This window comes from Streptomyces sp. NPDC037389 (assembly GCF_040636475.1).
In the GTDB taxonomy this organism is placed as follows: domain Bacteria; phylum Actinomycetota; class Actinomycetes; order Streptomycetales; family Streptomycetaceae; genus Streptomyces; species Streptomyces hesseae.
The window spans coordinates 232,735-258,185 of record NZ_JBEZUS010000010.1 but is presented as its reverse complement, the minus strand read 5'-3'; the positions used below and the strand labels follow the sequence as shown (position 1 = coordinate 258,185).

Below are 25,451 nucleotides of genomic sequence, written 5' to 3'. Positions count from 1 at the left end.
GGTTTCACGACCGGCCGGGCCGGAGTTCGCGCAGCCGGTCGCGGTCGGCCTCGGGCAGCTGGTCGACCGTGCGGTGCCAGGAGTGCTCGATCATGTCGGCGATTTCCTCGTCCGGCACGGTGCCGTCGAGGATCACGGTGTTCCACAGGTGGCGTGACCCGTAGCGGCCCGGGCGGACCGCCGGGTACTGCTCGCGCAGGTGGAGGGCGAGAGCGGGGTCGCACTTCAGGGCCACTTCGTCGGGGCGTGCGGCGGTGGCGGGGGTGAGGACGGCGAAGATCTTCCCGCCGGTCTTGTAGAGCCGCATGGTCCGGCTGGGCTCGTGCTCCGTCGCCTCCGGCAGGGCGAGCGCGTACTCCGCCACGTCCTCGGGGGTCACGAGCGCTGTCCTGTACGCATGATCAGTCCTTCTCGGGTGCGGCCGGGTCGGTGGAGAGCCGGGCGGCGTCGGCGCATACCCTGCCGTGCCGGCGCCGGCTGGGACGGGGGTGAGGACGCGGCGCAGGACGCGGGTGACGTCCTCGCGGCGTGGGGCGCCGGTGCCCGCCAGTCCCCGGAGGGTGAGCCCGCTCATGGCGGCCGCCGTCGCCGTGGCGGTGAGCGGGTCGGTGTGGTGCGAGAGGGCCTGGACGCTCAGCTCGGTGTACTGCTCCGCGAGGGGCCGCAGCTCAGGGCGGCGCAGAGCGGCGAGGTAGAGCTCGAACTCCACCGTCTGCCGGCCGTGCCGGGAGTCGAAGCAGCTCACGAACACATCGGCGAGTGCGTCGGGCAGCCTCTCGGCATCCAGGTCGGCGTGGCGGGCGGTCCAGTCGTCGAGGTGGACGGCGAAACGGTCCACAGCGCGCCGCAGGGCGGCGGTGATCAGGTCGCCCTTGGTCGCGAAGTGATATGTGGTCGCCCCGAGCGGCACCCCGGCCGTTTCGGCGACCAGGCGATGGGTGACTCCTTCGATGCCGTGCTCGGCGATCACCTTCTCCGTGGCCGCGGCGATCTCCTCGATCCTGCGCCGCGGATCACGCCGCCGTACCGGTTTCTCGGCGATCATAAGCCTCCTTTGCAGTACGTACGTACCGCCTCCGACATCCATACGCCAACTGGGACGGATGCTGTGCCGCCTGCATCGCCGTGGCTTCCCAGCAGGTTCGGCGCTTGGGCGGCGAGGGTCGCATGTCACCCTGCTTCGAGTTACAGTACTAATGTACTGAATGTGGTTCGGTGTGAGCGGGCCCTGCTTCGGCAGCGGGCCCGGGCGAAGGCCCGGCCGCACCGCCGCGCGCCCGGTCCGTCGCCTCCGGGCCGTCCCGCCACCGCCCACGCAGCCCGGCCGTCCCCTGCCGCCTCCGCCGGCACGGGTCCGGGCCGAGGCACGGACCATCCGCGCACATACCTCTCGCACAAGGAGACTCCCCTATGAAGATCGCTGTTCTGGGTACCGGCGCCGTGGGCCGGGCGCACGCCGCCGCCCTGTCCGCCCTCGGCCACCAGGTGACCATGGGTACCCGCGACCTCGCGGCCGCGATGGCCCGTACCGAGCCGGACTCGATGGGCACCGCCCCGTTCGCCGCATGGTCCAGGCGCCACCCCGAGGTGTCCCTGGCCGGTTACGCCGCCGCGGTGGCGAAGGCCGAGCTGCTGATCAACGCCACCGCCGGTCACGCCTCGGTGGACTGCCTCACCACGGCCGGCGCGCAGAACCTGGCGGGCAAAGTGCTGATCGACACGGCCACGCCCAACGACTTCACCACCCCCGTCGCCGTCCCCATGCCCTCCCCCTGGGGCACCCCGGCCCCGATCCTGAACCCGGCCGTCACCGACAGCCTCGCCGAGCAGATCCAGCGCGCCTTCCCCGACACCAAGGTGGTCAAGGCCGTCAACACCCTCGCCGCCCACCTGATGACCGACCCCACCGCCCTCGCCGACGGCGATCACACCGTCTTCCTCAGCGGCGACGACACCGACGCCAAGGCCCAGGTGCGCGACCTGCTGACCACCTACGGGTGGCAGGACGTCATCGATCTTGGCGGCCTGACCACCGCCCGTGGCACCGAGATGCTCCAGCCCCTCTACCTCGCCCTCACCCGCGCCCTGGGCCACGAACACTTCAACTTCAAGATCGTCCGCTGACGCCGGGCCCGCGGCACGCCGCGCCGACCGGCAACAGCGCCCGCCCCACCGTCGCCCCTCCCCCGGAGCCCCCTCATGGCCGCCCTGCGCCGCATCACCCCCGCCGAACGCCGCACCCGCCTCGCCCGGCGGCACCTCCTCACTCCCTCCACCCGCACCAAGACGCCCGAGCAGGTGGCCGAAGCGCTGGTCGGCCTGCACGCCACCGACCCCGCCACCGTCTTCCTGGCAGCCGCCGCCCGCATGGCGGCACCCACCGTCACAGCGGTCGAAGCGGCCCTGTACGACGAGCCGGTACCGTCCCTGGCGCGCCTGCGGTGCATGCGGCGCACCATGTTCGTCACCCCCGCCCGCCTCGCCCCGACCCTGCGCGCCGGGACATCGCGCAACGCCCACCGCAACCGCGGTGACGTGGTCCACAGACTGCGCGAGGCGGTCGGCTGGGACGAGACCCGCTACGCCGCGGCCGAACAGCGGGCCCTGGCCGCGCTCGCCGAGCACTGCGCGCTCACCTCGGCCGAACTCGCCAACGCCGTACCGGCGTTGCGTGAGCAGATCGTCACCTACCCCGGCAAACCGTATGAGTCGCGGCAGCGCGTGTGCGCCCACGTCGTCGGCGTGCTGGCCGAGGAGGGCCGCATCCGTCGTACCCGCCCGGCAGGCTCGTGGACGTCGGCCCAGTTCCGCTGGACCCTCGCCCGGCCCCTGCCCCACCTGCCCGCGGCCGAGTCCATGACCGCCCTGGCCCGCCACTACCTGGCCGCCTACGGACCCGCCACCGCCGCCGACCTCAAATGGTGGACCGGCTGGTCACTGACCGACACCCGCAAGGCGATCACCGCCACCGACGCCGAAGCCGTCGAACTCGACGAAGGCACCGGCTACCTCCTCCCCGAGGACAACCGGATACCGGCCACCGCCGAGCCGTGGGTGGCCCTGCTGCCGGGCCTGGACTCCACCCCCATGGGCTGGCGCCACCGCGACTGGTACCTCGACCCCGAACACACCAAAGCCCTCTTCGACCGCAACGGCAACATCGGCCCCACCATCTGGGCCGACGGCCGCATCGTCGGCGCCTGGGCCCAGCGCCCCGACGGCCACATCAACCACACCCTCCTGACCGACCCCGGTGAGAAAGCCCGTACCGCCATCGAGACCGAGGCCGCCCGCCTGACGGTCTTCCTGGCCGGCACCCGCGTCACCCCCGCCTACCGCACCCCGCTCGAACGCCACCTCGCCACCACCACGCCGTGACAGCCGAGCCCCGGCCATGCGCAGGAAACACGGACCACGGCGCCGGGGGGTCAACCAGCACGCGGCATTCCTGACGCCGCCCGAGGTCGGTGTCCGCCAGACGGATTCGACCGCCATCGGCAATGTCCTCGGGCGCGATGGCGGCCCACTTGTCGCGTCCCATGGCCGGCGGGCGACCCACCTGCCGAATGTGCCAGGTATGAACACCCCGCCAGTCGGTGACGGCAACCGGCGGCTCGCTGTTCCGCGACGCGGCCGTGGGGGTCACTGCGGGCTCGGCCAATGTGGCGTACGGGACTCGGTGAAATAGTCCGAGTCCCTGGGGCGGACCATGTCGCGCCGGGCGGGACGGGGGGCCGGAACCAAGTGGGGAATGTGCTTGGAACAGTGGATGTAGGCCTCTTCGACAGTGAGATGCACCCACATTTCCGGACTGCGCCCAGGCGCGACGTCGGTGGGCAAGCCGGGATGAATGCCGCGCAGGTCCCGGTCGCGGTAGAGATGTGCCACGCCGTTGACGTGAAGCCCTACGTGGTGATGGGTGAAGTCCACGAAGAGCATACCGAGATGAGGATTCTCGATCACGTTGCCGGCACTGGCCATGACACCGTTCCCACGGAATTCGGGATAGGCGAGCCTTCGGTCGTCGATCACGTGGACGAACCCCGGCGGCCCGGCTCGAAAGCTGGCATCGCACTCCCCACGGGAATCGGCGCTTGCCAGGAAGACCATCGACTGGCGGCTGATGAAGTCCCGCATCTCGGATGTGAGATGAGGGCGCACCTGTTGGTCGTAGAACCGGGCGGCACGGTCGGCGGTGCCCAGTTGTTGCTGCAGCCGGTGTTCACCCGCTGACCCGAAGGGCGGCGGAGGCATGGTCACGAGGGTTTCTCCTGGTAGGGCGGACGAAGAGTGCGGCTCAGGGAGTGGAGAGAACGGGAGTCTCGAACGGGTCGTGATGGATACAGCGGGCCGGAGTGCCGTTGTGGGTGAGCGTTTCCCTGGCCAAGTCGACCATCCGAGCCGGGCCGCTGAGAAAGGCGTCGTGCTGGTACCACGGTCCGTAATCGGCCAGCACGTCCGGCAGGGATCCCCGGATCCCGGGGATGTGCTCATGGGAGACCGCGCCCCTGATGGTCAGCCAGTGATGCCGTTGGGCCATCCGGAGCATGTCGTCGAACCCGTACAGCTCGGCCACGGTCCGGGCCCCGAGGAACAGTTCCACTTGATGGCGCCCTCCTCGGCGGGCGACCTCTTCGACGAGTGCGCGGACCGGGGCGAGACCGGTGCCGCCGGCCACGAAGAGCAGTTCGTCGTGCTCAGCCGCGTCCAGAACCATGTCACCCATCGGGGGCCCCAGCTGTACCACGTCGCCCACCGCCGCTCGGTGCACAAGCGCACCGCTGACCGAGCCGCCGACCACTGCGCGCACGTGCAAGGTGAGTGTGCCGTCCTCGCGGGGCGCATTGGCGACGGAGTAGTAGCGCCACCGCTTCGGCCACCAAGGGGTCTCGACGCTCACGTACTGGCCCGCGGCGTACTCGTAGGCCATGTGCGGGAGCACGGTGATCTCGGCGATGCCGTGGCCGCGCGAGACACGGCGCACCACCGTGGCCGGCCACACGGCGGGCCGTACCGCCTCGTCCTGTTCGGCCGCACTGATCATCACTTGGGCGACTGTGCCGTACGCCTTCGTCCAGGCGGCCGCGATGTCCGGAGTCCATGCGGGGCCGGCGTAGCGGGCCAGAGTGTCGAGAAGGCATTCACCCACCGCCGGGAAGTGCGCGGAGAGGGTGCCGAACTTGCGGTGGTCACGGCCGAGGTGTCCGCAGAACCGGACGAGGCTTTCGGGCTCGTCGACCAGATCCACAATACGCAACAGCGAGCGCAGGAGGCGATCACGCTGGGCGTCCATCCCTTGCGGGAACATAGGACGGACTTCGGGGTAGCGGGCGAACAGGATTGCGTAGAAGTAGACCGTTATCTCTCCAGCAAGGGGCTCGACCACCGCCAAGGAAGTCCTTATGAGGCCTATCTCGTGATCCGACAAAGGCGCTTCGGCGGTCTCGGGCTCTCCGGTGCGTACTGCCTGGACCGGCGGCGCCTGGTCCTCCCGGGGCGGACGCACGGATGTGCTGCTCGGACGGCCGATCCGGAACCTCAAGGGGCCAGCCCTTTACCGGATCCCCATCCGACGAGAGCTGCATAAGAGTCGCATGGGGCCAACATGAATCCTCACTGGAGTGCGGAGCCGATGAAGCGGACGGAGCGCTTCCGGATGTCACACGATCCTCACCGAGGGCAGCGACGCGGGGAAGGGAGACATCCACTAGAACTCGGGTCAGGGTCTTGTTGGCATTCCCCGACCGAATCCGTCCCGTGTACTGATTCAGGGCATATTTCGAGCGGCTGCCGCGTCGGTGGCCGATCTGCCGATCGGCGGAGAGCGCGGTCCCTCGGTACGTCGAGGAGCGCGATGACCCTCTCGCCGCGGTCGGTCCGCGATGGATCGCGTGATCGCCTCGCCGGCCGGATCGGGAGCCGTTTCCAGTAGGGCGGGCATGCCCTGTACGGCTGGGTCGTCACGGCATCCCAGCACCTCCGCAAGGGGCTCGGGCCGGGGCGCGTGGTGGCCCGGCAGCGTGTCTGCCGGGCCATGTTCCGCTCAGTGGGTGTCGGTTCGCTTTTCGAGGCGGGTGCCGTTGCGAAGGGTGATCGACATCAGGTCGCTGGGGGCGTCCAGTTCCAGGCGGTGCCAGCGACCGCGGGGGACGATCGCGGCGGTGCCCTCCCGCAACTGCACCATGTCCTCGGCGTCGCCGGGCCTGTCGGGACGGAAGTAGAGGCGGGCACCTCCTGTCAGGCAGCACACGGCCTCGTCGGCCTCCGGGTGCATCTCCCAGTGATCGGCGTGAACGTCGGCGTCGGTCTCCACGTGGAACGTGGCGATCTGCCAGGCGCCGGAGCCGCTGCTCGTCATCTGCCGTTCGATGGATCGGACGTCGCCGTCGGGGTGGAAGTGCAGCGCCGAGGCGAACAGGTCGACGGTGGTGGTCGTCATGATGGTGTTCCTTCCAACTGGTTCTCTGCGGGGGCGGTGGGGCACGGGAGAGGTGTGACGGCTCGGCGACGCGGCAGCACGCCGATAGCCACGACCGCCGCGAGCACGAAAATGGCGGCGGCGATGGCCAGGCCCAGGGCGTAGCCGTCGTTGAGCGCGGCGGGGTCGGTGGCTGTGCCGGTGTGGTGCGCGGCGATGGTGGCCAGGGCCGCCAGGCCGATGGAGCCGCCGAGTTGGCGGGAGCTGTTCATGAGGCCGGAGGCCATGCCGGCTTCACGCGGAGCGACGCCGGTGGTCGCGGCGGCGGCGACCGGGGCCAGGACCAGTCCGGCGCCGACGCTGGTGACGAGGGACGGGCCGAGCACGTCGGTGAGGAAGCTGCCGTCGGGGCTGATGAGGGCGAACCAGGCCAGGCCCGCGGCGGCCAGCAGGGCGCCGGGCACCAGGGACACACGGGGGGTGCGTGCCGCGGTGATGCGGGTTGCGACGATGGTTCCCGCGACCAGGCCCAGGGAGAAGGGCAGAAATGCGGTGCCGGTCGCTGCGGCGCCCATGCCCAGGACCTGCTGCATGTACAGGGACACGAAGTAGAACGCCGTGAACTGCCCGGCCGCGGCCAGGAACACCAGCACGTTCGCGCCGGCGACCCAGCGGCTGCGCAGCAGGCCGAGGCGCAGCAGCGGTGCGGCGACCTTTGACTCGGCGAAGACGAACATGCCCAGCAGCACGGCCGCGGCGGCGAGGGTCGCCCACGTGACCGGGGAGTCCCAGCCCAGGGTGTCGGTGCGGACGACACCGAGCACCAGCAGCCCGACTCCGCCGGTTGCCAGGAGGGCGCCCAGCGTGTCCAGCTTCTCGCGCCGGTCGGGTGCTGCTCCGGCGGGCACCCCTACGGGGATGAGCGCGAGAGCCGCCACGACGATGGGCAGGTTGATCAGCATCACCCAGCGCCAGCCCACGTACTCGGTCAGCAGCCCACCTGTCAGCACGCCCAGCGCGCCGCCCGCGGCGTTCGCCGCGCTCCATACCCCGAGCGCGCGGACGCGCTGGGGGCCCTCGGTGAAGGTGGTGGTGAGCATGGCCAGCGCGGCCGGTGCGGCTGCGGCGGCGCCCAGGCCCTGCCCGGCGCGTGCGGCGATCAGTTGCCAGGGCGTCTGGGCCAGCCCGCCCGCCAGCGAGCACAGCCCGAAGACGGTCAGCCCCAGCACGAACATCCGGCGCCGGCCGTACAGGTCGCAAGCGCGGCCCCCCAGCAGCAGGAACCCGCCGAACGTGAGCGCGTACACGTGCACGACCCACGACAGGTCGAGCGGCGCGAATCCCAGCGCGGTGCGGATCGCGGGCAATGCGACGTTGACCACAGACATGTCCAGGGAGACGACGAACTGGGCGACGGCGGCTGCCGCCAGCACCGCTCCGGGTCTCCCTCGGGAGTTTTTGTACATGTAAGAAAAGTAGCGGCAGAGATCGCTGCTGTCGACACCTGGGGGATGATGGGGGCATGCCGCAACCGTCCGCACCGCGCAAGACCCAGGGCCGGCCTCCCCGTATCTCTCGCGAGGAGATCATCGAGACAGCCCGTCGGATCGTGACCGAGGGAGGCGTGGACCGGCTGACCATGCGGCGGCTGGCCACGGAGGTCGGCAGTACGCCCATGGCCCTCTACCACCACGTCCGCGACAAGGAAGAACTACTCGTCCTGCTGCTGGACGACCACGCCGGGCGGACACTGCGCCGATCCGAACTGCCCGCCCACCCTCGCGAGCGGATCGTCGCCGCCAGCACCGCGATCCACGAGGCGCTCGCCGCCTGTCCCTGGATCGTGGAGGTGCTGACCGCCGACGACTTGATGTCCGCATCCGCGCTGTGGTTTGTCGAGCAGATCGTTGACGGCCTGGTCGAATGCGGCCTCTCCCCCGACCGGGCCGTGCACGGCTACCGTGCCATCTGGTACTACACCGCCGGAGAGATCGTGGTCAGGACGACAGCGGCCCGACGGCGCGCAGACGATGGCCGTGCGACCTACCGGGAGCAAGTCTTCGCCGATCTCGACCCGAGCGAGCTACCCCGCTTGGCACAGGCCGCGGACCGCTGGGGGCCGCTGACCGCCGAGGACACCTACCAGGACGGGCTCCGAGCCCTGGTGGACGGCCTCCTCGTCAACCACTGACGACTCACTGGCGACGATGTGCGCCAAGACCTCGGCATCCATCTTGCGGCAGTAATGCAGGGATAAGCAGAGCCGCACCACTACGGAGAGCGCCCCCCCACGTAGTCCATCGGACCCGGATTGCTCATGCTCAGCCGACGCGATCAGTGTGAATCAAGCCCGGACCTCGGCATTTCCCCAGGCTCTGGTGCGCCTCAAGTGGCGGATCCTGCATGAGCGACCGATATATCAGGAACTCGACGACTGGCCTCGTTGTCCGTGACGGTCACGTATTACTGGGTCAGGGGGACTGGCCGCAGCCCGGAACCTACTGGCTGCCCGGGGGCGGGCAACAGCCCGGCGAGACGCTGGCCACCTGCATCGAACGCGAGGTCCTCGAGGAGACCGGGGTCCGCGTCACCGCTGGGCCCCTGATCCAGCTGCGCGAGCGCATCCCGTGGAACCACCCGGGCAGCCCGAGCACACCGCACGTGCACCGCGTCGAGGCCTGTTCTGGTGCCACCTCGTCGAGGTACCGGACATGCTCGGCGCCACAGTGCAGGACGACGTACAGACCGGCGCCGAGTGGGTGCCGCTGGACAAACTCGCCGGCCTGCGGTTCATGCCACCCTCAGTCCAGGCCAGCCTCCCCGGGCTCATCGCCCAGGCCAGTGGGCTGAACGGCTTCTACACGGGAGACGTCGCATGAGTGGGATCGTTCTGATGTCCGACCCGAAGGTCGCGGCGATAGCCGTGCGCGAGTGCGGCGAGCGCCTTGTCGACGCGCGCGGCAGCGGACTGCTGGTCGACGTGAGCCGGCAGGACCCGGCCGGGCACTTCGCGCACGTGCGCAAGGACGTCCTCGCGCGGCTTCTGTCCGCGCAGGCCGCGCTGCCTGACGGGCTGCGGCTGTTGCTGGTCGAGGGCTACCGGCCGCCCCAGCTCCAGGAGCAGTACTTCGCTGAGTACGCCGAGCGGCTGCGGGCGGAGAACCCGCAATGGACGGCCGAGCAGGTCCACTCGGCGGCCAGCCGTTACGTCTCGCCGCCCGAGGTCGCCCCGCATCCCGCCGGGGCGGCCATCGACATCACCCTCGCCGACTCCCATGGGGCAGAGCTGGACCTGGGGACGCGGACGAATTCCACGCCGGAAGAGAGCGAGGGCGCCTGCCGAAGACCACATTCGGTATGCGGCCGCCGGTGGCGGAACTGCACGCACAGTACCGGCTGCGCATGCCACAGCTGGTGGAGCCGGACCCGCAGGTGCGCGCGATGCTCGCCGGCCTGCGGGAGGCGGGCTGGCAACTGGGGGTGGTCACCAACGGCATGGTGGACAACCAGACGAACAAGATCCGCCGAGCCGAGCTGTACGACCTGGTGGACACCATCGTCATCTCCGACGCCGTGAAGATCCGCAAGCCAGATGCCCAGATCTTTCGCCACGCCATCACCCGACTTGACTCCGAGCCGGGGACACATGTGGTCATGCTCGGAGACAGCCTCGAACACGACGTTGCGGGCGGCCATATCACCGGGTTCACGACCGTGTGGGTCTCCCACGGCCGACCGCTCCCGCGCTCCGGCCCCCGTCCCCCGTCCCCAGCACACCGTCGACACCGTGACTGATGCCGCTGGCCTGCTGCACTCCGTTCTCAACTAGGGAGGGACCTCCTTGGCGAATCCGTGGATTCCGCCAGAGCAGTACGTGAAGAGGCTGCCGATGCATGCGAGCTCCAGCTGCCTGTTCTTCACCGACGACGAGGGAAGGGTGCTGCAACTGCGGTCGAGCGTGCCCGAGCACAGTCAGTTGTGGCAGTGGCCGGGCGGCAACACCGACGAAGAGAACGAGTCGCCGTTCGAGACCGCGGTCAGAGAGTGCAGGGAGGAGACCGGGATCACCTTCACCGGCCGCCCAAAGGTCCTCGCGGTGTTCTGGAAGCCGACAGGGACATGGCCCGTGGCCAAGCTCGACTTCGTCTTCGACGGCGGCCATCTCACGACCAACGACATCGACCGCATCCAGCTCGACCCCGACGAGCACGACGAGGTCGCGGTGAAGTCGCTCGACGAGTGGGCGAAGGTCATGGACACCCGGAGCTGGGAACGGCTCGCGGCCGTCCACCACTCCCAGCAAACCGGCACGGCGGCGTACGTGGAATTGAGGCCCGATGCCCTCTGACGACCGCTTTCTCGTGGGCGCCGGCGTGTTCATCCAGCGCGATGACGGGCACGTGCTGCTCGTCCACCACGCCAGGACCGGGCACTGGGTGATCCCCGGCGTTCATTAGGCAAGTCGGTTGTCGGGCAATGATGTGTCGGCTGCCCCGAACTCCGCTTCGCGGCCCGCCCGACAGGGATCAGGCCGTCGAGGACCTCGACGACGAACTGGGACGCGGGGCATGGCATCGAACTCGTCTCGTGAGTCGTCGTTCAGCACCGTGTGCATATCAGGTGACGGATGCTCAGCGATGGCTGGGCCCGCCGGTCAGTCGATGCCTTCGATGATGCGGAAGTCGCGCTCGAAGCCGTCGGGGAGGGCCACCAGCGCCTTCCGGTATGCCTCGCTCTCGTATGCCGCGACGGCCTGTTCAAAGCTGTCGAACTCGATCAGAACGACGCGTTGCGTGATTCCGGCCTCGTGGGCGACGACTCGACCGCCACGGGACAGGAGGCGCCCGCCCCCAGCCCGGACAGCCGGACCGGCCAGCTTCTCGTAGGCAGTCAGCCTCTCAGGGTCGGAAATGACGGGGTAGACACTGACCCAGTAGCCCTTGGCCATGGAAACCTCCTGTGCTCGGCCGGACACGTCCGACTTCGAATTGACACTCAGATCGACCGATCCCGGCATGCGCAGGTTAGGGCTTGATGTGCGGTCGAGGGAAAGACCGGTACGGGATAGACTCAGAACGGATCGTTATCAATCGGCAGGGAGGGCACGTGGCGCCGGATACGGTGAGCCTGCGGTACTTCCTGGTGCTGGCACAGGAGTTGAACTTCACCCGCGCGGCCGCACGGATCGGTATCGCACAGCCCGCACTCAGCGCCCGGATGCGCCGATTGGAGGCGGAACTCGGTACGGCCCTGCTGGTCCGCAACACGCGTAGCGTCGTATTGACCACGGCCGGTGCGGCTTTGGCCGAGTCCGCGCCGCCCGCGCTGGCGGCGCTGGACCGGGCATGGGACACCGCCCGGAGCGCGGCGGCCGGTGAACTGGGCACGCTGCGCATCGGATACAGCCTGTCCACCGGGGCCGAGACGGCACCGGCCCTGGTGGACAGGCTGATTCGCGGCAACAGCGGACTCGAGGTCGGCGCGGTCCCGATGGCGACACCGGAGATCTCCCCCGCGGTCGCCGACGGCCGCATCGATGCAGGGATCACCCGCGGTGAACAGCCGGGCCGTGGCGTGCGCCGGTTCCTGCTGCGGCGTGCGCGCATCGGGGTCCAGCTGGCTCAGCACCATCCGCTGGCCGAACACCCGGAGATCGAGATCGCCGACGCGGCCGCGTATCCGCTGCGACTCCCGGACCGTGCGGCCAACCCCGTGATCCACGATCAGCTGTCCGCACTGTTCCGAGACACCCGACCACACCCCCGATTCCACACGCCCGCAGTCTCTTTCGACATGTCTCAGCGCGACCTGCGCGAAGGGGTCACCCTCGCCCCGGCCGGAGAAGCCGCGGCCACGACACAACCGGCCGGTCTCACCTGGCGACCACTGCGAGGCGCGCCCAGCCTGACGATCCACCTGGTCCTCCCACGCGAGCAGTCACCACTGCACCGCCGCATCCGTGCCGTCGCCAAAACCCTGGCGCACGAGCTGCACTGGCTGCCGGACTGACGCGCAAGAGGTCAAGCGAGACGGACGCCTGCGGTGGCGAGGCCGAAGACCCTGTGCCCGGCGGACTTCGTGGTGATGACGACGGCGGCGGTCTTGTGCCATGTTGTCCCGAGAGAGGGGCCCAGAATCAGGACTGGAGCGTCTTCTGGCCCGTCAAAGCGGTGCTGCAGGGTCTTCGTCGTCGTCTCACTCACCCGTCCCAGGTTCCCACGTCTCACATTTCTCTCACCACAGGGGTCGGGAGACCAGTCAGACCACTCCAGGCATTCGCCGCCGCACGAAGATCTTCCACGTCCGGCTTCACGTACCAGCGTTTCGTGGTCCTGACATCGGTGTGCCCCGCCCAACGGGCGAGGAGATGATCAGGGACCCCGCTGTTCGTCGAAGGCGGACAGCCGGAGTAAATCGGTTCCCACGCCGGACACTGCACGCCGTCGTGACCAGCCACACACGGGCCACCGCGCCGGAACAAACCAGCGGGGGTTCGTCGTCTCAGACGCCCCTATAGCCGGGCCCCGCGGGGAGGCAGGCCGCGTCGTGCCGCGAGGGCCGAAACTTCCGGAAAACGGCCCGGCTGCGGGCAGCGTTCGACACCGGGCGACGAGTCGCGCCACGGTCAGCTGTCAGGTCTGCGAAGCGATACGGGCTGCGCGACGAAGCGGGCAAGCGCCCCGGTGACACCGCGGGGCAGGCCAACGGTCATCGCCTCCGACAACGTGGTGATCACGGCCCGCAGCCGCGCTTCAACTAGGTCGCGTCAGCGGCAAGGAGGCGCCTACCGGAGTGGGTCCAGCTCATCGAGCGTGCGGTCCTCGACAGCCTCGCCAGCTACTGCCGGCGCATCAACGACTCAGGTCAAGGCCAATACGGGCGTGTCTCACGGGCCGGGTTTCAGGTGGACCACGCCGTGCTCATGGCGCCCTGCTTGCGGTACTGGCCGGGCGCCACCCCGTACTCCCGTTTGAAGGCCTTGGCGAAGGCGAACTCCGAGGTGTATCCGGACTGTTCGGCGACCGTACGCAGCGGGGTGTCCGTCTTGCGCAGCAGCCGGCCCGCCGTCGTCATACGCCACCAGGTCAGATAGGCGAGCGGCGGCTGGCCGACCAGCGCGGTGAAGCGGCGGGCGAACGCGGCACGGGACAGTCCGGCCCTGGCACCGAGTTCCTCCACCGTCCAGGGCCGTGCCGGGTCGCCGTGGATGGCTTGCAGTGCGGCGGTGACGGCTGGATCGCTCAGGGCGCCCGCCCATCCTGTCGGCCCCTCCGGGCGCTCGGTCAGCCACCAAGTGCGCAGCAGATAGAGCAACAGGGTGTCGAGGAGTGCGGGAACAATGGCGTCGGATCCGGGCTGGGGGTCGGCCAGTTCGGCTCCGAGCAGATCGATGGCGGAGCGCAGCCGGTCGTGGGCGCCGACGCGGGCCGGGAGGTGGATGAAGGGCGGGAGGTCGGTGAGGAGGGGATGGGCCCGTGCCTTGTTCAGCTGGTAGGCGCCGCAGAGCATGAGGGTGTCGTCGCCGTGGACGGGTCCGTGGTGGCGGAGTACGGGCCAGGAGCCGTCGGGCTCCAGCCGAGCGTCCTCCAGCGGCGTCTCGGGCCGGTCGGCAAGACCGTGACCGTATCCGTGGGCCAGGAAGACGACGTCACCGGCACCGAGGCGCACGGGGTCCGCTCCCCCGGGCGGCAGCAGCCAGGCCGAGCCCTGGAGCATCACGTGGAAACCGGCACCGTCCGAGGCGGGGAAACGGACTCCCCAGGGCGCGCGCTTGACCGTGCGCGACGAGTGGGGGCGTCCGGTGCGGATGGCGGCGATCACGTCGCTCAGTACGTCCATGACCGCACCGTACCGCAGCAACTGAAAGACGATGAGACAGGAATGGAAGATTTTCAGATATAGATCGTCTCGCACATGCTCGATACAGTTCCCCTCATGACAACTCTCCCTGCGCATACGGCAGTCACCGGCAAGACAGTCACCAAGGCGGTCCTCTTCCATGAGCTCGGTGGTCCCGAGGTCCTGGAGGTCGAGGATGTGCCCTTGGCGGAGCCCGGCCCCGGCGAGGTCGGATTCCGCGTCGAGGCCATCGGCCTCAACCGGGCCGAGGCCCTGTTCCGTGCGGGCACGTACTACTACCAGCCGACGCTGCCCGGGTCCCGGCTCGGCTACGAGGCGGCCGGGGTGGTGGAGGCGGTCGGCGAGGGCGTGACCGCGTTCGCCCCCGGCGACGCGGTGATGGCCGCGGCCAACTTCGACTTCGGCGTCCACGGGGTGTACGGCGAACGGGTCGTCCTGCCGGAGGAATCGGTGGTGCGCGCACCCGACGGCGTTGACGCGGTGACCTCGGCGGCGATGTGGCTGACGTACTCGACGGCGTACGGCGGCTTGGTGGAGACGGGCGGGCTGGCACCGGGTGACCATGTAGTGATCACGGGCGCGTCCAGCGGTGTCGGTACGGCCGCGATCCAGACGGCGCTGAGGATGGGAGCGTTCCCGATCGCCACCACGCGTGGCGAGGCCAAGCGGCAGCGGCTGCTGGAACTCGGCGCGGAGCACGTGATCACCACGGACTCCGAAGACCTGGTGAAGGAGGTCAAGCGGATCACGGGCGGCCAGGGCGCCCGGCTGGCCTTCGACGCGGTGGGCGGCCCCCGCTTCGCGGCCCTCGGGGACGCGCTCGCACCCGGCGGCACGACGGTGATCTACGGCACGCTGGACCAGCGCCCCGTCCAGCTGTCGCTGAACTGGCCGCTCACCGTCCACGCGTACGCCAACGGTGCCCTCACCCGCCAGGAGGACTTCCGCCGACGCGCCGCCGCCTTCATCGGCTCGGGCCTGACGAGCGGCGCGCTGGAGCCCGTGATCGCTGAGACCTTCGACGGCCTGGAGCGGATCACCGAGGCCCACCGTCTGATGGAGTCCAACGCCCACACGGGCAAGATCGTGGTGCGGGTGTGAACTGAGACGGTGCCCTGCTCGGGGGGAATCACTCATCTCATCCCGGCACCAGGGGCCTCGGACGGGGCGAGTGACCGAACCCACCGGACAGGCCCTCGGTATCAGTACTGGATGGTGTGGTCGTAGAGGATGTTCCTGGCCGTCGGACCGCTGTCCAGGCCGTAATCGGGCCGGTCGTCGACGAAGTACTCGCGGAAGCTGGACTGCCAGGTCCGGGACATCATGGTGTTGCTCTTCATCCAGCCACCGTCGACCTGGGACCACAGGTCGACCAGCGCGGTGGCTACGCGGGCCTCGCAGGCGTCACCCGGGTCGATGCCGTTCGTGGAGCGGTCATTGGCGAGGTTCATGGAGCTGCCGTTGCCCCAGTAGTACGCGGTGTCGTTGAAGGTGTGGAACGCCACCGCGTTGGCGAACCCCTCGGTCCAGCCGCAGCTGGTGGAGGAGGTTCGGTTGACGTAGTGGGGGGAGCAGTTGCTCACGTTCGGCCACCAGCCGTTGTAGAGCTTGCCCATGAGCGCGTGGCCCGCTTCGTGGACAGTGGTGTGCTCGGCGTCGGGGTCGTTGTCCGCAAGGTGGATCTTGTCGTCGTTGGTGGTCCAGTACGTGCCGTCGGTGGAGCCGGGGTACCACTGGACGGTGATCGGGGTGCAGTGGCCGTCCTGCTGTCTGCTTGCCCAGCAGGTGGTCGTGGAACCACGGTTCCACCACAGCTTGTTGAGGGTGTCGAGGGCGTGCCAGGCACGGCTCTGTCCGTCATTGGCGTACACGTTGCCCAGGCTGATGCTGCCCGAGATGTTGTTCAGCGAGTACGTGGCGGTGGCGTAGAGACGGCCGCTGCCGTCGACCACCGACCACATCCGGCCGGCCTGCGTCTGGAACTCCACCCACGCCTGGGCGGTGACGGAGGCGCTCGGGGTGTAGCAGAGGTTGAACTTGCCGTCGCCGTTGCCGGTCATCGCCGAGGCGAGCTTCTGCGTACCGCTGTTGGCGGTCGGCTTGCCCCACAGGGTGACGTTGACGTTGCTGACCGGCTCGTCCCGGTTGGCCTTGCCGTTCCAACTGCCGCCCTCGGCGGACTGGAAGCGGTTGCGGAAGGTGCCGCTGACGCAGACCTGGGCGTTGGACGCGGCCCCGGCGGTGGCGCGCGGGGAGGCCGGGGCCGAGGCAGCCGAGGCGCGGGCAGGGACAGGAGCAGGGGCAAGGCCCTTGGGGGCGACCGGGCGTGCCTTGCGGGCGCCGGGCCCGGGGCTGTGGACCGGGGCCGCGTCCGCCTTGGTCACCGAGACGCCCTTGCCGGAGGATCCCTTGGATGTGCCGACGGTGAGTTCCACCGAGTCGTGCCCGGCGCGGCGCGGGTCGGGACGGTCGATGTCGCTGATGTCCGCCTGGATCTGGGCGGGTCCGGCCGCGACGGCCTTGACCTTGAGCTTGACGGTCCGGGTGCCGGGGGTGAGTGCGAGCGTCCGGCTGGTGCGCTGGCCGAAGGTGTCCGTCGTGGGCTCGGCGAGGCCGGATTCCCCGCCGGTCATCCGGATCGTGGGCGGCAGTTGGACGGACAGGCCGGCATGCTTGACGTCGGCCTGCGCCTGGACGTCCACGGTGAGGGTGGCCTGCTCGCCGACAGCAGGCAGACGGTCAAGAGAAGCGGTGACGCCGAGACAGCTGAGCGGCGCCTCGGAGTCCTTCGCCGCGGGGCGGATCGTGCAGGTGCCGCCGACCGGGGCGGACGTGCCCGCGAACGCGGACGGCGCGACGACGATTGCCAGACAGGCGCCTACGCCTGCCAGCGCGGTCAGGGTGGCGGGTTTCGTGACCCGTATTCGGGACATGGGCATGCCTTTCTGCGGCGCGCACGACCCCGGTCCGGCACGACCGGGTCCGGTGCACGCGGGCAGAGTTGTGAGGGGGGTAGGGCACTGCACCCCGGGCATTGCAGCGATCAACCACCGGGTCAATCGTTGGCCAGAACAACACCCTAGGTGACAGTGGCCGAAACCTTATACCTATGGCCTGCACATGTCATTGCTCGCTCGATGAAGAAGACGTGGACCAGGTAGCCAGACGCGGACTTGGTCGGCGCGCACGGTCAGGGAGCCATCGGGGCAGACGGCGACTTCGGCGCCGCATCGCTGGGTCGCTGGATCGCCTCGGCGTACTGGTGCACCGGACAGGCGCCAGAGTTTCTGTCACCGATCCGGCAGCCTCCGGCGGCCGGAAGGTGTACGTGGCCGGAGCGAGCAAGGAGGGCGGGTAGCAGGTAGACGGCACCGTGGGTGCCCTCAACGAGCTGCAGGTCCAGTGACTGCCCGGTCAGGCCTGAGGGGTCGACGAACAGCCTCCCGCTGGCCACGTGCATCGGCACCATCAGCCGGGCCACGATCTGGGCGGGGTGACCTGGGGCCGTTCGCTTGCGTGTCGGCCGATATGAGCTACGACGGCCGTCAAGCGTCCATTTGACGAGCCTGGCCCAGCACTCGCGTGGCGCGGCGGCCTCCGGAAGATGGCGGCGCGCTCGACGTTCGGGCCTTGCAGACAAGGAAGTACTTCTGGTTCCGCGGCTGCATCCGAACCCGAGGGCTTTCCTTCCAGAAGCTCGGCGGGTACCCACTCGTGGCCGGGCACACCATGAGGGCGTTCATCTCGTAGGTGTACTCGCAGGAGAGCTTTGGACAGGGCCGGAGGCTCCCGAGCATGTGATCAGGAAGTTGCGGCTGTCAAGGCAGTGGCTCTCAGTCGCCGCGCCGCACCCGGGCCGCCTTGCGGGCCTCGGCGAGCTTGCGGGCCTCGCCTGCCTTGCGGGACTTGCCGCCGGTGCCGCGGGAGGCGCTCTTGCTGGTGCCCAGGCCGCGGAAGGGGGCGTTGGTGTTCTTGGGCCGGGACACGGCAGGCCCGCCATCGAGCGGGATGCCGGAGGGGGCCTTGGCCCCGGTGATCCGGCTCAGCTCCGCCTCGCCCGAACGCACCTTGGTGATCGTCGGCTCGATGCCGGCCTCGGCCATCAGCCGGCTCATCTCGCGGCGTTGGGCCGACAGCACCAGCGTGACGACGCTGCCGGACCGACCGGCCCGGGCAGTGCGGCCCGCGCGGTGCAGATAGTCCTTGGGGTCGGTGGGCGGGTCGACGTTCACCACGAGATCGAGGTCGTCGACATGCAGACCACGGGCCGCGACATTGGTCGCCACCAGGACGGTGACCTGGCCGTTCTTGAACTGTGCAAGGGTCCGTGTGCGCTGAGGCTGGGACTTGCCACTGTGCAGGGCCGCGGCGTGCACTCCGCTGGCCCGCAGATGCCGGGTGAGCTGGTCGACGGCGTGCTTGGTGTCCAGGAACAGCAGTACGCGGCCGTCGCGGGCGGCGATCTCCGTGGTGACGGCGTACCGGTCGGGGCCGTGGACGACCAGCACATGGTGGTCCATCGTCGTGACCGCGCCCGCGGACGGGTCGACCGAGTGGACGACCGGGTCGTGGAGGTAGCGGCGGACCAGCTGGTCGACGTCGCGGTCCAGGGTGGCCGAGAACAGCATCCGCTGGCCGTCATGGTGCACCTGGTCGAGCACCTCGGTGACTTGCGGCAGGAAGCCCATGTCGCACATCTGATCGGCCTCGTCGAGGACGGTGATCCGTACCCGTCCCAGGCGGCAGGCCCTGCGCTCGATGAGGTCGTGCAGGCGGCCAGGCGTGGCGACAACGACCTCGGCCCCGTCGCGCAGCGCAGCGGTCTGCCGGCCGATCGACATGCCGCCGACGACCGTGGCCATCCTCAGCCGGAGCGCGTCGGCATACGGCGCGAGCGCCTCGGTTACCTGTTGGGCCAGCTCCCGGGTGGGCACCAAGATCAGGGCGAGGGGCTGCTTCGGCTCCGCGCGCCGCCCGGCCGTCCGTGCGAGCAGCGGCAGGCCGAAGGCCAGCGTCTTGCCCGATCCCGTGCGCCCGCGCCCCAGGACGTCGCATCCCGCGAGGGCGTTGGGCAGCGTGGCTGCCTGGATCGGGAAGGGCTCGCGCACGCCGAGGTCGGTGAGCGTTCGCAGAACCTCGGCCGGCAGTCCCATGCCGGCGAAAGCGGCCGGGGACACCGTCGGGGTAAGGGTCACTGGCCGGGCGAGGTCGCCGGGCGAGGTGCCGAGGCCGTCCGGGTGGTTCATGAAGAGCCTTCCGCATGGGGAAACGTACCGAGGAAGGCCCGGCAGGAACGAGCAGGGCCGACGAACAAAGGGAACCGCACGGGCGGAGTCGCCAGCCGTCACAGCCAGCCAAACATTTGATATTAACACAAAGTGATATCTCGACCCGGCGCCGTGGTACTGATCGCTCCGCCTGCGTCGGTGACGCGACACAGGCTGAGATCCATTCCCGACGGGCCTGGTCCCGTTGCGCAAAGAAGCCCCGCCGGAGCGCAGCGGGGCTTCTGCGTGTCACGAGCTCTCACACGGCTTTCACCGACTGCGCGGACTCTTCGAGACTTGAGACCCTGACGTGGCCTTGAGCGCCCCTCCTGGACCGGCTGAACGCCCGTGGACGGTCTTTACGACCTGTGCCAGGTGGTGCCGAGTCCGGGCCCGACGGCCAGAACCGGCCCGTCCTCGGGGCCGCAGTCCGTTGCCAAAGGAGCTGCACATTCTGCCTCTCGCTCACGCACGCCACGCTGTCCGACGGCACGCCACGGCCGAATGCAAGACTGCCCGGACGCCCTCGCCCTTGGCGGGCATCGGCGTCCAGGCAGCCATATGGGGGGCTCGGGCATCAAGTAAACGCTCCGGATAGAAGTGCATCAGCTCGCCTGCGACACGAAGGCTTCGTACGCCCTTTCGTCGAAGAGGACGAAGCGGACCTCCTCCACGGACGTCTCCGCCTCGCGTACCGTCTCGACCGCAATGCGGGCCGCGTCTTCCATGGGCCAGCGATAGATGCCGGTCGAGATGGCCGGGAAGGCGACCGACTTCGCGCCCAGCTCATCCGCGACCCGCAGTGATTCGCTGTAGCAGGAGGCCAGCAGAGCCGAGTCGGCTGGATCATTCCGCCACACCGGCCCCACCGTGTGGATGACCCATCGCGCGGGCAGCCGGCCCGCCGGGGTGGCCACCGCGTGGCCCGTGGGGAGGCCCTTGCCGTAGTGGGCGGCGCGCAGGGCCCGGCAGGCGGCGAGGATGTCGGGGCCGCCCGCTCGGTGGATGGCGCCGTCGACGCCGCCGCCTCCCAGGAGGGAGGAGTTCGCGGCGTTGACGATGGCGTCGACGTGCTGCCCGGTGATGTCGCCTTGGACACAGGTGATGGTCGTCATGGCACCGTATTCAGCCACAATCCACCGGTAAGGGGTACTCTCGCCTGCGGTTTTCCCGGTAGATCGCCGAGATCCGCCCGTTCGGGGAGCGGAAACCGGGCAACCTGTCAGCGGGCCCGTGCCTCCTTCTGTTGTGTGCGGTCGCACCGCCACGCACAGGGCCACGAGGCACGGGCTTCGTCGACTTCATCGCGTACGCCACGCGGGAAAACGAGGGATACATGGGCGTGGGAGGAAGGGCGGCACCGGCGGCACCCCGGGCGGGGGCGGGGCGGGGGCGCGGGGCCGAGCTGATGATGCTGGGTTTCGCGGTGCTGCTCACCGTGCTCGGGTACGCCTCCGTGGGACTGGCCACCGGCGGCCACGTGCCGGAGGCGCTGCCGTGGTACGCCCTGGGCCTGTCGGCGGCGGCCGCGGTCGCGCACGCCGTGGTGCGGGTGTTCGCGCCGTACGCGGACCCGCTGATCCTGCCGATCGCGATCGGGCTGAGCGGGCTGGGGCTGGTGCTGATCCACCGGCTGGACATCTCGTACGCCCTGCGCTGGCACTCCGAGCCGTTCGAGCGGAACCAGCTGCTGTGGAGCGGCGTCGGTCTCGCCGTCTGTCTGGGCGTCGTGGCGCTGCTGAAGGACCACCGGCTGCTCCAGCGGTACACCTACATCATGGTGTTCGCGGCGCTGGTGCTGCTGATGGCCCCGGCGTTCTTCGGTGCGGACGCCTACGGCGCCAAGCGGTGGATCAAGCTGGGCGCGCTGTCGTTCCAGCCGGGCGAGTTCGTCAAGATCGCCATCGCGGTGTTCTTCGCGGGGTACCTGACCGTGCACAAGGACGCGCTGGCGCTGGCAGGCCGGCGAGTGATGGGGTTCCAGTTGCCGCGCGGGCGGCAGTTCGGGCCGATCGCCGGGGTGTGGGTGCTGAGCCTGCTGGTCCTGATCTTCGAGCGGGACCTCGGCACGTCGCTCATCTTCTTCGGGCTCTTCGTGATCATGCTCTATGTGGCCACCGAACGCACCAGCTGGGTGCTGACGGGGCTGCTGATGTTCGTCGTCGGAGCGGTCGTGGTGGCGTCCTTCGAGCCGCATGTGCACGGCCGTGTCGCCGCCTGGCTCCACCCGATGGACTACTACAAGGTGCCCCGGCCGCCCGGGATCGTCTCGGACCAGGCCGCGCAGGCCCTGTTCAGCTTCGGCAGCGGCGGCGTCCTGGGCACCGGCCTGGGGCGGGGGCACTCCGACCTGATCAAGTTCGCCGGGCGCAGCGACTTCATCCTCACCACGGTCGGCGAGGAGCTCGGGCTCGTCGGCACGATGGCCCTGTTCCTGCTGTTCGCGCTGCTGATCGAGCGGGGTCTGCGGACCGCGCTCGATGCCCGTGACCCGTTCGGGAAGCTGCTGGCCACGGGGCTGTCGGGGGCGCTGGCCCTTCAGGTGTTCGTGGTCTCCGGCGGCGTCATGGGCCTCATTCCGCTGACCGGCAAGGCGCTGCCCTTCCTCGCCTCCGGTGGTTCCTCGCAGGTGGCCACGTGGATACTCATCGCGCTGCTGCTCAGGATCAGCGATTCCGCGCGCAGGCCCGACCCCGGACCGGCGGCCGGGGTGGACGATCAGGCCACCCAGCTGATCCGGCACTAACGGCACTGGCCCGGATCAGGCCTCCTCGCCGCCGTCCTTCGCCCACAGGGAACGGACGTGCCCGAGGTGGCGCGTCATGCACGCCTCCGCGCCCTCGGCGTCCCCGGCCAGCATCACGTCGAGGAGCTCCAGGTGCTCCTCGGCCGAGTGGATCAGCTCGCCGCGCTCGTCCAGGGCGTCCAGGCCGTACAGGCGCGAGCGCTTGCGGAGGTCGCCGACGGTCTCGACGAGGCGTTCGTTGCCGGACAGGGTCAGCAGCGCGAGGTGGAACTGCCGGTCGGCCTCCAGATAGCCGATGAGGTCGTGGTCGCGCGCGGCGCGCACGATCTCCTCGGCGACCGGGCGGAGCGCCTCAAGGTCCTCGCGGGCGGCGGTGCGCGTGATCCGGCCGACCGTGGGGACCTCGATCAGCGTGCGGATCTCGGTGTACTGGTCCAGGTCCCGCTCGTTGACCTCGGTCACCCGGAAGCCCTTGTTGCGGACCGGCTCGACGAGGCCCTCCCGGGCCAGGTCGAGCATGGCCTCCCGCACGGGCGTGGCCGAGACGCCGAAGTCCTCCGCGAGCCCCGGCGCCGAGTAGACCTGGCCGGGGCGGAGTTCGCCGGAGATCAGCGCGGCCCGCAGGGCGTGGGCCACCTGGTCGCGCAGCCGCTCGGTGGCGGTGATGAGGTTGCGCTGCTTCAGGTGTCCCATGGTGTCCCGACTCCTTTTCACCCTGCGGTCCGGACCATCCAGCGTACAATGTCACATTGCGTTACGGAATCCGGACCGGGGTGTCAGGGCGTCAGGGTGTACGTCCGGCTCGACGTGTAGAACTCCAGGGCCGCGCGGCCCTGTTCGCGTGGGCCGTGACCGGATGCCTTCGCGCCGCCGAAGGGCAGGTGGAAGTCGACTCCGGTGGAGGGGGTGTTGACGCGGATCATGCCCGTGTCCAGGCGGTCCAGGGCGTCGAGCGTCACGGCGAGGTCCCCGGTATGGACCGAGGTGACCAGCCCGTGGGGGACGGAGTTGGCGATCCTTACCGCCTCCGCCACGTCGTCCGCCGGCAGGAGGACGGCGATCGGGCCGAAGACCTCCTCGCTCAGCAGCCGGTGACCCTCCGGCACCTTCTCGGCGAGGGTGGGGGCCACGTACCAGCCCGGGCCCTCGGGAGCGCTCCCCTCGGCGACCGCGTGGAGGCCCTCCCGGGCCCGCTCGAAACGGTCGCGCGACGGCCCGGAGACGAGCGGCCCGCACACCGTGGCCGGGTCCGCCGGATCGCCCACCGGCAGCGCGCGCAGCGCCTCGGCCAGGGCCTCGCGCAGCGGCTCCCGGGCGGCACCGACGGCGATCACCCTGCTGGTGGCGGTGCACTTCTGGCCCGCGTACCCGGCGATCGCGGCGGCGATGTGGCCGGCGGCCCGTCCGATGTCGGCGTCGGGCAGGACGAGGGCCGCGTTGAGGCCGCCCATCTCGGCCTGGACGGGGACACCGCGGGCGGTGGCCGCGCGGACGACCGCGGTGCCGACGGCCGTGGAGCCGGTGAAGGAGACGGCGTCGGCGGTGGCGACGAGGGCCTCGCCCTCCTCGGCACCGCCGGGGACGAGGGTGAACACCCCCTCCGGCAGTGCCTCCTGGACGATGCCGGCCAGACGCCGGGCGCACGCCGTGGCCTCGGGGGCGGGCTTGAGGACGACGGCGTTGCCCGTGGCCAGCGCCGGGGCGGCCTTCCAGGACGGAATGGCGAGGGGGAAGTTCCAGGGGGTGACCAGACCGGCGACGCCGTGCGGGCGGCGGCGGGTGAGCAGCAGCCCGGGGCCGGCGGCCGTCTCGTGGACCGCTCCCGTGGGCTCGTAGGGGGCCTGGGCGTAGTACCGCCAGATCGCGACGGTACGGGCGACCTCGGCCCGTGCCTCGGCGACCGGCTTGCCCACCTCCCGTACGGCGAGCGCGGTCAGTTCCCCGGCGGCGGCCTCGACGGCGACGGCGACGGCGGTAAGCGCCGACGCACGGGCGGCCGCGCCGCCGAGCAGCCATTCCGGCTGGGCGGCGCGCGCCCGTTCGACGGCCGCCATGACGCCGGGCGCTCCGGACGCCGGGAACTCGGCGACGACGTCGGAGGGGTCGGCCGGGTTGCGGGAGACGAAGGTCAGCGGGGCGGGGGCGGCAGTCACAGCAGGAAGCCTCCGGGGAAGGGGTCGTCCGGGTCGAGGAAGTACTGGGCCGTGCCGGTGATCCAGGCCCGGCCGGTGATGGTGGGGACGACCGCGGGCACCCCGCCGACTTCGGTCTCCCCCACCAGACGGCCGGTGAAGCGGGTGCCGATGAAGGACTCGTTGACGAAGTCGCGGCCGAGCGGCAGCAGCCCCCGGGCGTGCAGCTGCGCCATCCGGGCGGAGGTTCCGGTGCCGCAGGGGGAACGGTCGAACCACCCCGGGTGGATGGCCATCGCGTGCCGCGAGTGGTGGGCGCCTGCGCCGGGCGCGGCGAGGTAGACGTGTTTGAGGCCGCTGATGCCGGGGTCCTCGGGGTGGACGGGCCGGTCCGGCGAGGCGTTGACGGCGGCCATGACGGCGAGTCCGGCGGCGAGCAGGTCGTCCTTGCGGGACCGGTCGAAGGGCAGGCCCAGCGCGTCCAGTTCGACGAAGGCGTAGAAGTTGCCGCCGAAGGCGAGGTCGTACGTCACCGTGCCGTATCCGGGCACGTCCACCTTGCGGTCGAGGCCCAGGCAGAAGGCGGGCACGTTGGTGATCGTGGCGGACCGCGCGGCGCCGTCCTCGACCCGCACGTCGACGGTGACGAGGCCGGCCGGGGCGTCGAGGCGCACGGTGGTGACGGGCTCGGTGACGGGCACCATGCCGGTCTCGACGAGGACGGTGGCGACGCCGATGGTGCCGTGCCCGCACATGGGCAGCACGCCGGACACCTCGATGAACAGGACGCCGTAGTCGGCGTCGGGGTGGGTGGGGGGCTGGAGGATCGCGCCGCTCATGGAGGCGTGGCCGCGCGGCTCGGTCATCAGGAGCGTCCGGAGGTGGTCCAGGTACTCGATGAAGTGGAGCCGGCGTTCGGCCATGGTGGCACCGGGGATCACCCCGACGCCGCCGGTGATGACGCGGGTGGGCATGCCCTCGGTGTGCGAGTCGACGGCGTGGAAGACGTGACGGGTGCGCACGGGCGT

Annotated in this window: 22 protein-coding genes and 3 pseudogenes; 11 read left to right on the top strand and 14 right to left on the bottom strand. The window is 70.1% G+C overall.

The features are described 5' to 3' along the window. Positions 1–4: 4 nt before the first annotated feature. Positions 5–1,045, bottom strand: coding sequence for an MmcQ/YjbR family DNA-binding protein (locus AB0E98_RS23485; RefSeq protein ID WP_361705753.1), 1,041 nt, complete (start codon positions 1,043–1,045; stop codon positions 5–7). A gap of 365 nt (positions 1,046–1,410) precedes the next feature. Here AB0E98_RS23485 and AB0E98_RS23480 point away from each other — a divergent pair, with 365 nt between their 5' ends. Together AB0E98_RS23480 and AB0E98_RS23475 are read left to right on the top strand one after the other, a co-directional pair. Then, positions 1,411–2,124: an NAD(P)-binding domain-containing protein gene (locus tag AB0E98_RS23480; RefSeq protein ID WP_361705750.1), complete on the top strand. Its 714-nt coding sequence runs from the start codon at positions 1,411–1,413 to the stop codon at positions 2,122–2,124. Positions 2,125–2,199: 75 nt separating this feature from the next. Further along, complete coding sequence (locus tag AB0E98_RS23475; protein WP_361705748.1) at positions 2,200–3,378, top strand: winged helix DNA-binding domain-containing protein; 1,179 nt, start codon at positions 2,200–2,202, stop codon at positions 3,376–3,378. A 264-nt stretch (positions 3,379–3,642) separates the two neighbouring features. Here AB0E98_RS23475 and AB0E98_RS23470 read toward each other — a convergent pair whose 3' ends face one another. From AB0E98_RS23470 to AB0E98_RS23455, 4 genes are all read right to left on the bottom strand, one after another. After that, positions 3,643–4,254 (bottom strand): pyridoxamine 5'-phosphate oxidase family protein, encoded by a 612-nt coding sequence (locus AB0E98_RS23470; RefSeq protein ID WP_361705985.1) that lies wholly within the window; start codon positions 4,252–4,254, stop codon positions 3,643–3,645. 43 nt (positions 4,255–4,297) lie between these two features. Beyond that, a complete protein-coding gene (locus tag AB0E98_RS23465; protein WP_361705982.1) occupies positions 4,298–5,386 on the bottom strand; it encodes a globin domain-containing protein in 1,089 nt (362 codons plus the stop codon). A gap of 657 nt (positions 5,387–6,043) precedes the next feature. After that, complete coding sequence (locus AB0E98_RS23460) at positions 6,044–6,439, bottom strand: cupin (protein WP_361705746.1); 396 nt, start codon at positions 6,437–6,439, stop codon at positions 6,044–6,046. Then, on the bottom strand, positions 6,436–7,884 hold the full coding sequence (locus AB0E98_RS23455) for an MFS transporter (protein WP_361705744.1): 1,449 nt from the start codon (positions 7,882–7,884) through the stop codon (positions 6,436–6,438). The genes AB0E98_RS23460 and AB0E98_RS23455 overlap by 4 nt, the downstream gene beginning before the upstream one ends. Positions 7,885–7,940: 56 nt before the next feature. Between AB0E98_RS23455 and AB0E98_RS23450 the strand changes: the two genes are divergently transcribed. From AB0E98_RS23450 to AB0E98_RS23425, 6 genes and pseudogenes are all read left to right on the top strand, one after another. Then, positions 7,941–8,609: a TetR/AcrR family transcriptional regulator gene (locus AB0E98_RS23450; RefSeq protein ID WP_361705742.1), complete on the top strand. Its 669-nt coding sequence runs from the start codon at positions 7,941–7,943 to the stop codon at positions 8,607–8,609. 212 nt (positions 8,610–8,821) lie between these two features. Next, a pseudogene (locus AB0E98_RS23445) lies at positions 8,822–9,064 on the top strand (NUDIX domain-containing protein); the annotation flags it as partial. Positions 9,065–9,129: 65 nt separating this feature from the next. Beyond that, on the top strand, positions 9,130–9,297 hold the full coding sequence (locus AB0E98_RS23440) for a hypothetical protein (protein ID WP_361706006.1): 168 nt from the start codon (positions 9,130–9,132) through the stop codon (positions 9,295–9,297). After that, positions 9,294–9,758 (top strand): annotated as a pseudogene (locus tag AB0E98_RS23435) (D-alanyl-D-alanine carboxypeptidase family protein); the annotation flags it as partial. The gene AB0E98_RS23440 and the pseudogene AB0E98_RS23435, both read left to right, overlap by 4 nt. 29 nt (positions 9,759–9,787) lie before the next feature. Beyond that, a complete protein-coding gene (locus tag AB0E98_RS23430; RefSeq protein ID WP_361705739.1) occupies positions 9,788–10,213 on the top strand; it encodes an HAD-IA family hydrolase in 426 nt (141 codons plus the stop codon). A gap of 94 nt (positions 10,214–10,307) precedes the next feature. Continuing rightward, positions 10,308–10,766 (top strand): NUDIX hydrolase, encoded by a 459-nt coding sequence (locus AB0E98_RS23425; RefSeq protein ID WP_361705737.1) that lies wholly within the window; start codon positions 10,308–10,310, stop codon positions 10,764–10,766. Between the two features lie 306 nt (positions 10,767–11,072). On the opposite strand, the gene AB0E98_RS23420 is transcribed toward AB0E98_RS23425, so the two are convergent. After that, on the bottom strand, positions 11,073–11,366 hold the full coding sequence (locus tag AB0E98_RS23420) for a DUF1330 domain-containing protein (RefSeq protein ID WP_361705734.1): 294 nt from the start codon (positions 11,364–11,366) through the stop codon (positions 11,073–11,075). A 158-nt stretch (positions 11,367–11,524) separates the two neighbouring features. Between AB0E98_RS23420 and AB0E98_RS23415 the strand changes: the two genes are divergently transcribed. Beyond that, on the top strand, positions 11,525–12,427 hold the full coding sequence (locus AB0E98_RS23415; RefSeq protein WP_361705732.1) for a LysR family transcriptional regulator: 903 nt from the start codon (positions 11,525–11,527) through the stop codon (positions 12,425–12,427). An 891-nt stretch (positions 12,428–13,318) separates the two neighbouring features. Here the strand turns inward: AB0E98_RS23415 and AB0E98_RS23410 are convergent. Beyond that, positions 13,319–14,257 carry an AraC family transcriptional regulator gene (locus AB0E98_RS23410; RefSeq protein WP_361705729.1) on the bottom strand — a complete coding sequence of 313 codons (939 nt, stop codon included), beginning with the start codon at positions 14,255–14,257 and terminating at the stop codon, positions 13,319–13,321. Between the two features lie 96 nt (positions 14,258–14,353). Between AB0E98_RS23410 and AB0E98_RS23405 the strand changes: the two genes are divergently transcribed. After that, entirely contained in the window at positions 14,354–15,379 is a 1,026-nt protein-coding gene (locus tag AB0E98_RS23405; RefSeq protein WP_361705727.1) for a zinc-dependent alcohol dehydrogenase family protein, read from the top strand. Positions 15,380–15,480: 101 nt separating this feature from the next. Here AB0E98_RS23405 and AB0E98_RS23400 read toward each other — a convergent pair whose 3' ends face one another. The 4 genes and pseudogenes from AB0E98_RS23400 to AB0E98_RS23385 all read right to left on the bottom strand — a co-directional run bounded on the left by AB0E98_RS23400 (position 15,481) and on the right by AB0E98_RS23385 (position 20,660). Next, the gene (locus AB0E98_RS23400; RefSeq protein ID WP_361705724.1) at positions 15,481–17,211 is read right to left on the bottom strand and encodes a mycolysin; all 1,731 of its coding nucleotides are present in this window, start codon (positions 17,209–17,211) and stop codon (positions 15,481–15,483) included. A gap of 763 nt (positions 17,212–17,974) precedes the next feature. Further along, positions 17,975–18,075 (bottom strand): annotated as a pseudogene (locus tag AB0E98_RS23395) (alkylphosphonate utilization protein); the annotation flags it as partial. A gap of 36 nt (positions 18,076–18,111) precedes the next feature. Beyond that, positions 18,112–19,524 (bottom strand): DEAD/DEAH box helicase, encoded by a 1,413-nt coding sequence (locus AB0E98_RS23390; protein ID WP_361705722.1) that lies wholly within the window; start codon positions 19,522–19,524, stop codon positions 18,112–18,114. Between the two features lie 626 nt (positions 19,525–20,150). After that, positions 20,151–20,660 (bottom strand): O-acetyl-ADP-ribose deacetylase, encoded by a 510-nt coding sequence (locus AB0E98_RS23385; protein ID WP_361705719.1) that lies wholly within the window; start codon positions 20,658–20,660, stop codon positions 20,151–20,153. A gap of 293 nt (positions 20,661–20,953) precedes the next feature. Here AB0E98_RS23385 and AB0E98_RS23380 point away from each other — a divergent pair, with 293 nt between their 5' ends. After that, positions 20,954–22,291: an FtsW/RodA/SpoVE family cell cycle protein gene (locus AB0E98_RS23380; protein WP_361705981.1), complete on the top strand. Its 1,338-nt coding sequence runs from the start codon at positions 20,954–20,956 to the stop codon at positions 22,289–22,291. Positions 22,292–22,306: 15 nt separating this feature from the next. Here AB0E98_RS23380 and AB0E98_RS23375 read toward each other — a convergent pair whose 3' ends face one another. The 3 genes from AB0E98_RS23375 to AB0E98_RS23365 form a co-directional block, all read right to left on the bottom strand. Continuing rightward, positions 22,307–22,984, bottom strand: a complete 678-nt coding sequence (locus AB0E98_RS23375; RefSeq protein ID WP_361705717.1) for a GntR family transcriptional regulator — start codon at positions 22,982–22,984, stop codon at positions 22,307–22,309. Positions 22,985–23,067: 83 nt separating this feature from the next. Beyond that, positions 23,068–24,444 (bottom strand): aldehyde dehydrogenase family protein, encoded by a 1,377-nt coding sequence (locus tag AB0E98_RS23370; RefSeq protein ID WP_361705714.1) that lies wholly within the window; start codon positions 24,442–24,444, stop codon positions 23,068–23,070. Continuing rightward, complete coding sequence (locus AB0E98_RS23365; RefSeq protein WP_361705711.1) at positions 24,441–25,445, bottom strand: proline racemase family protein; 1,005 nt, start codon at positions 25,443–25,445, stop codon at positions 24,441–24,443. Before AB0E98_RS23365 ends, AB0E98_RS23370 begins: the two co-directional genes overlap by 4 nt. Positions 25,446–25,451: the final 6 nt, after the last annotated feature.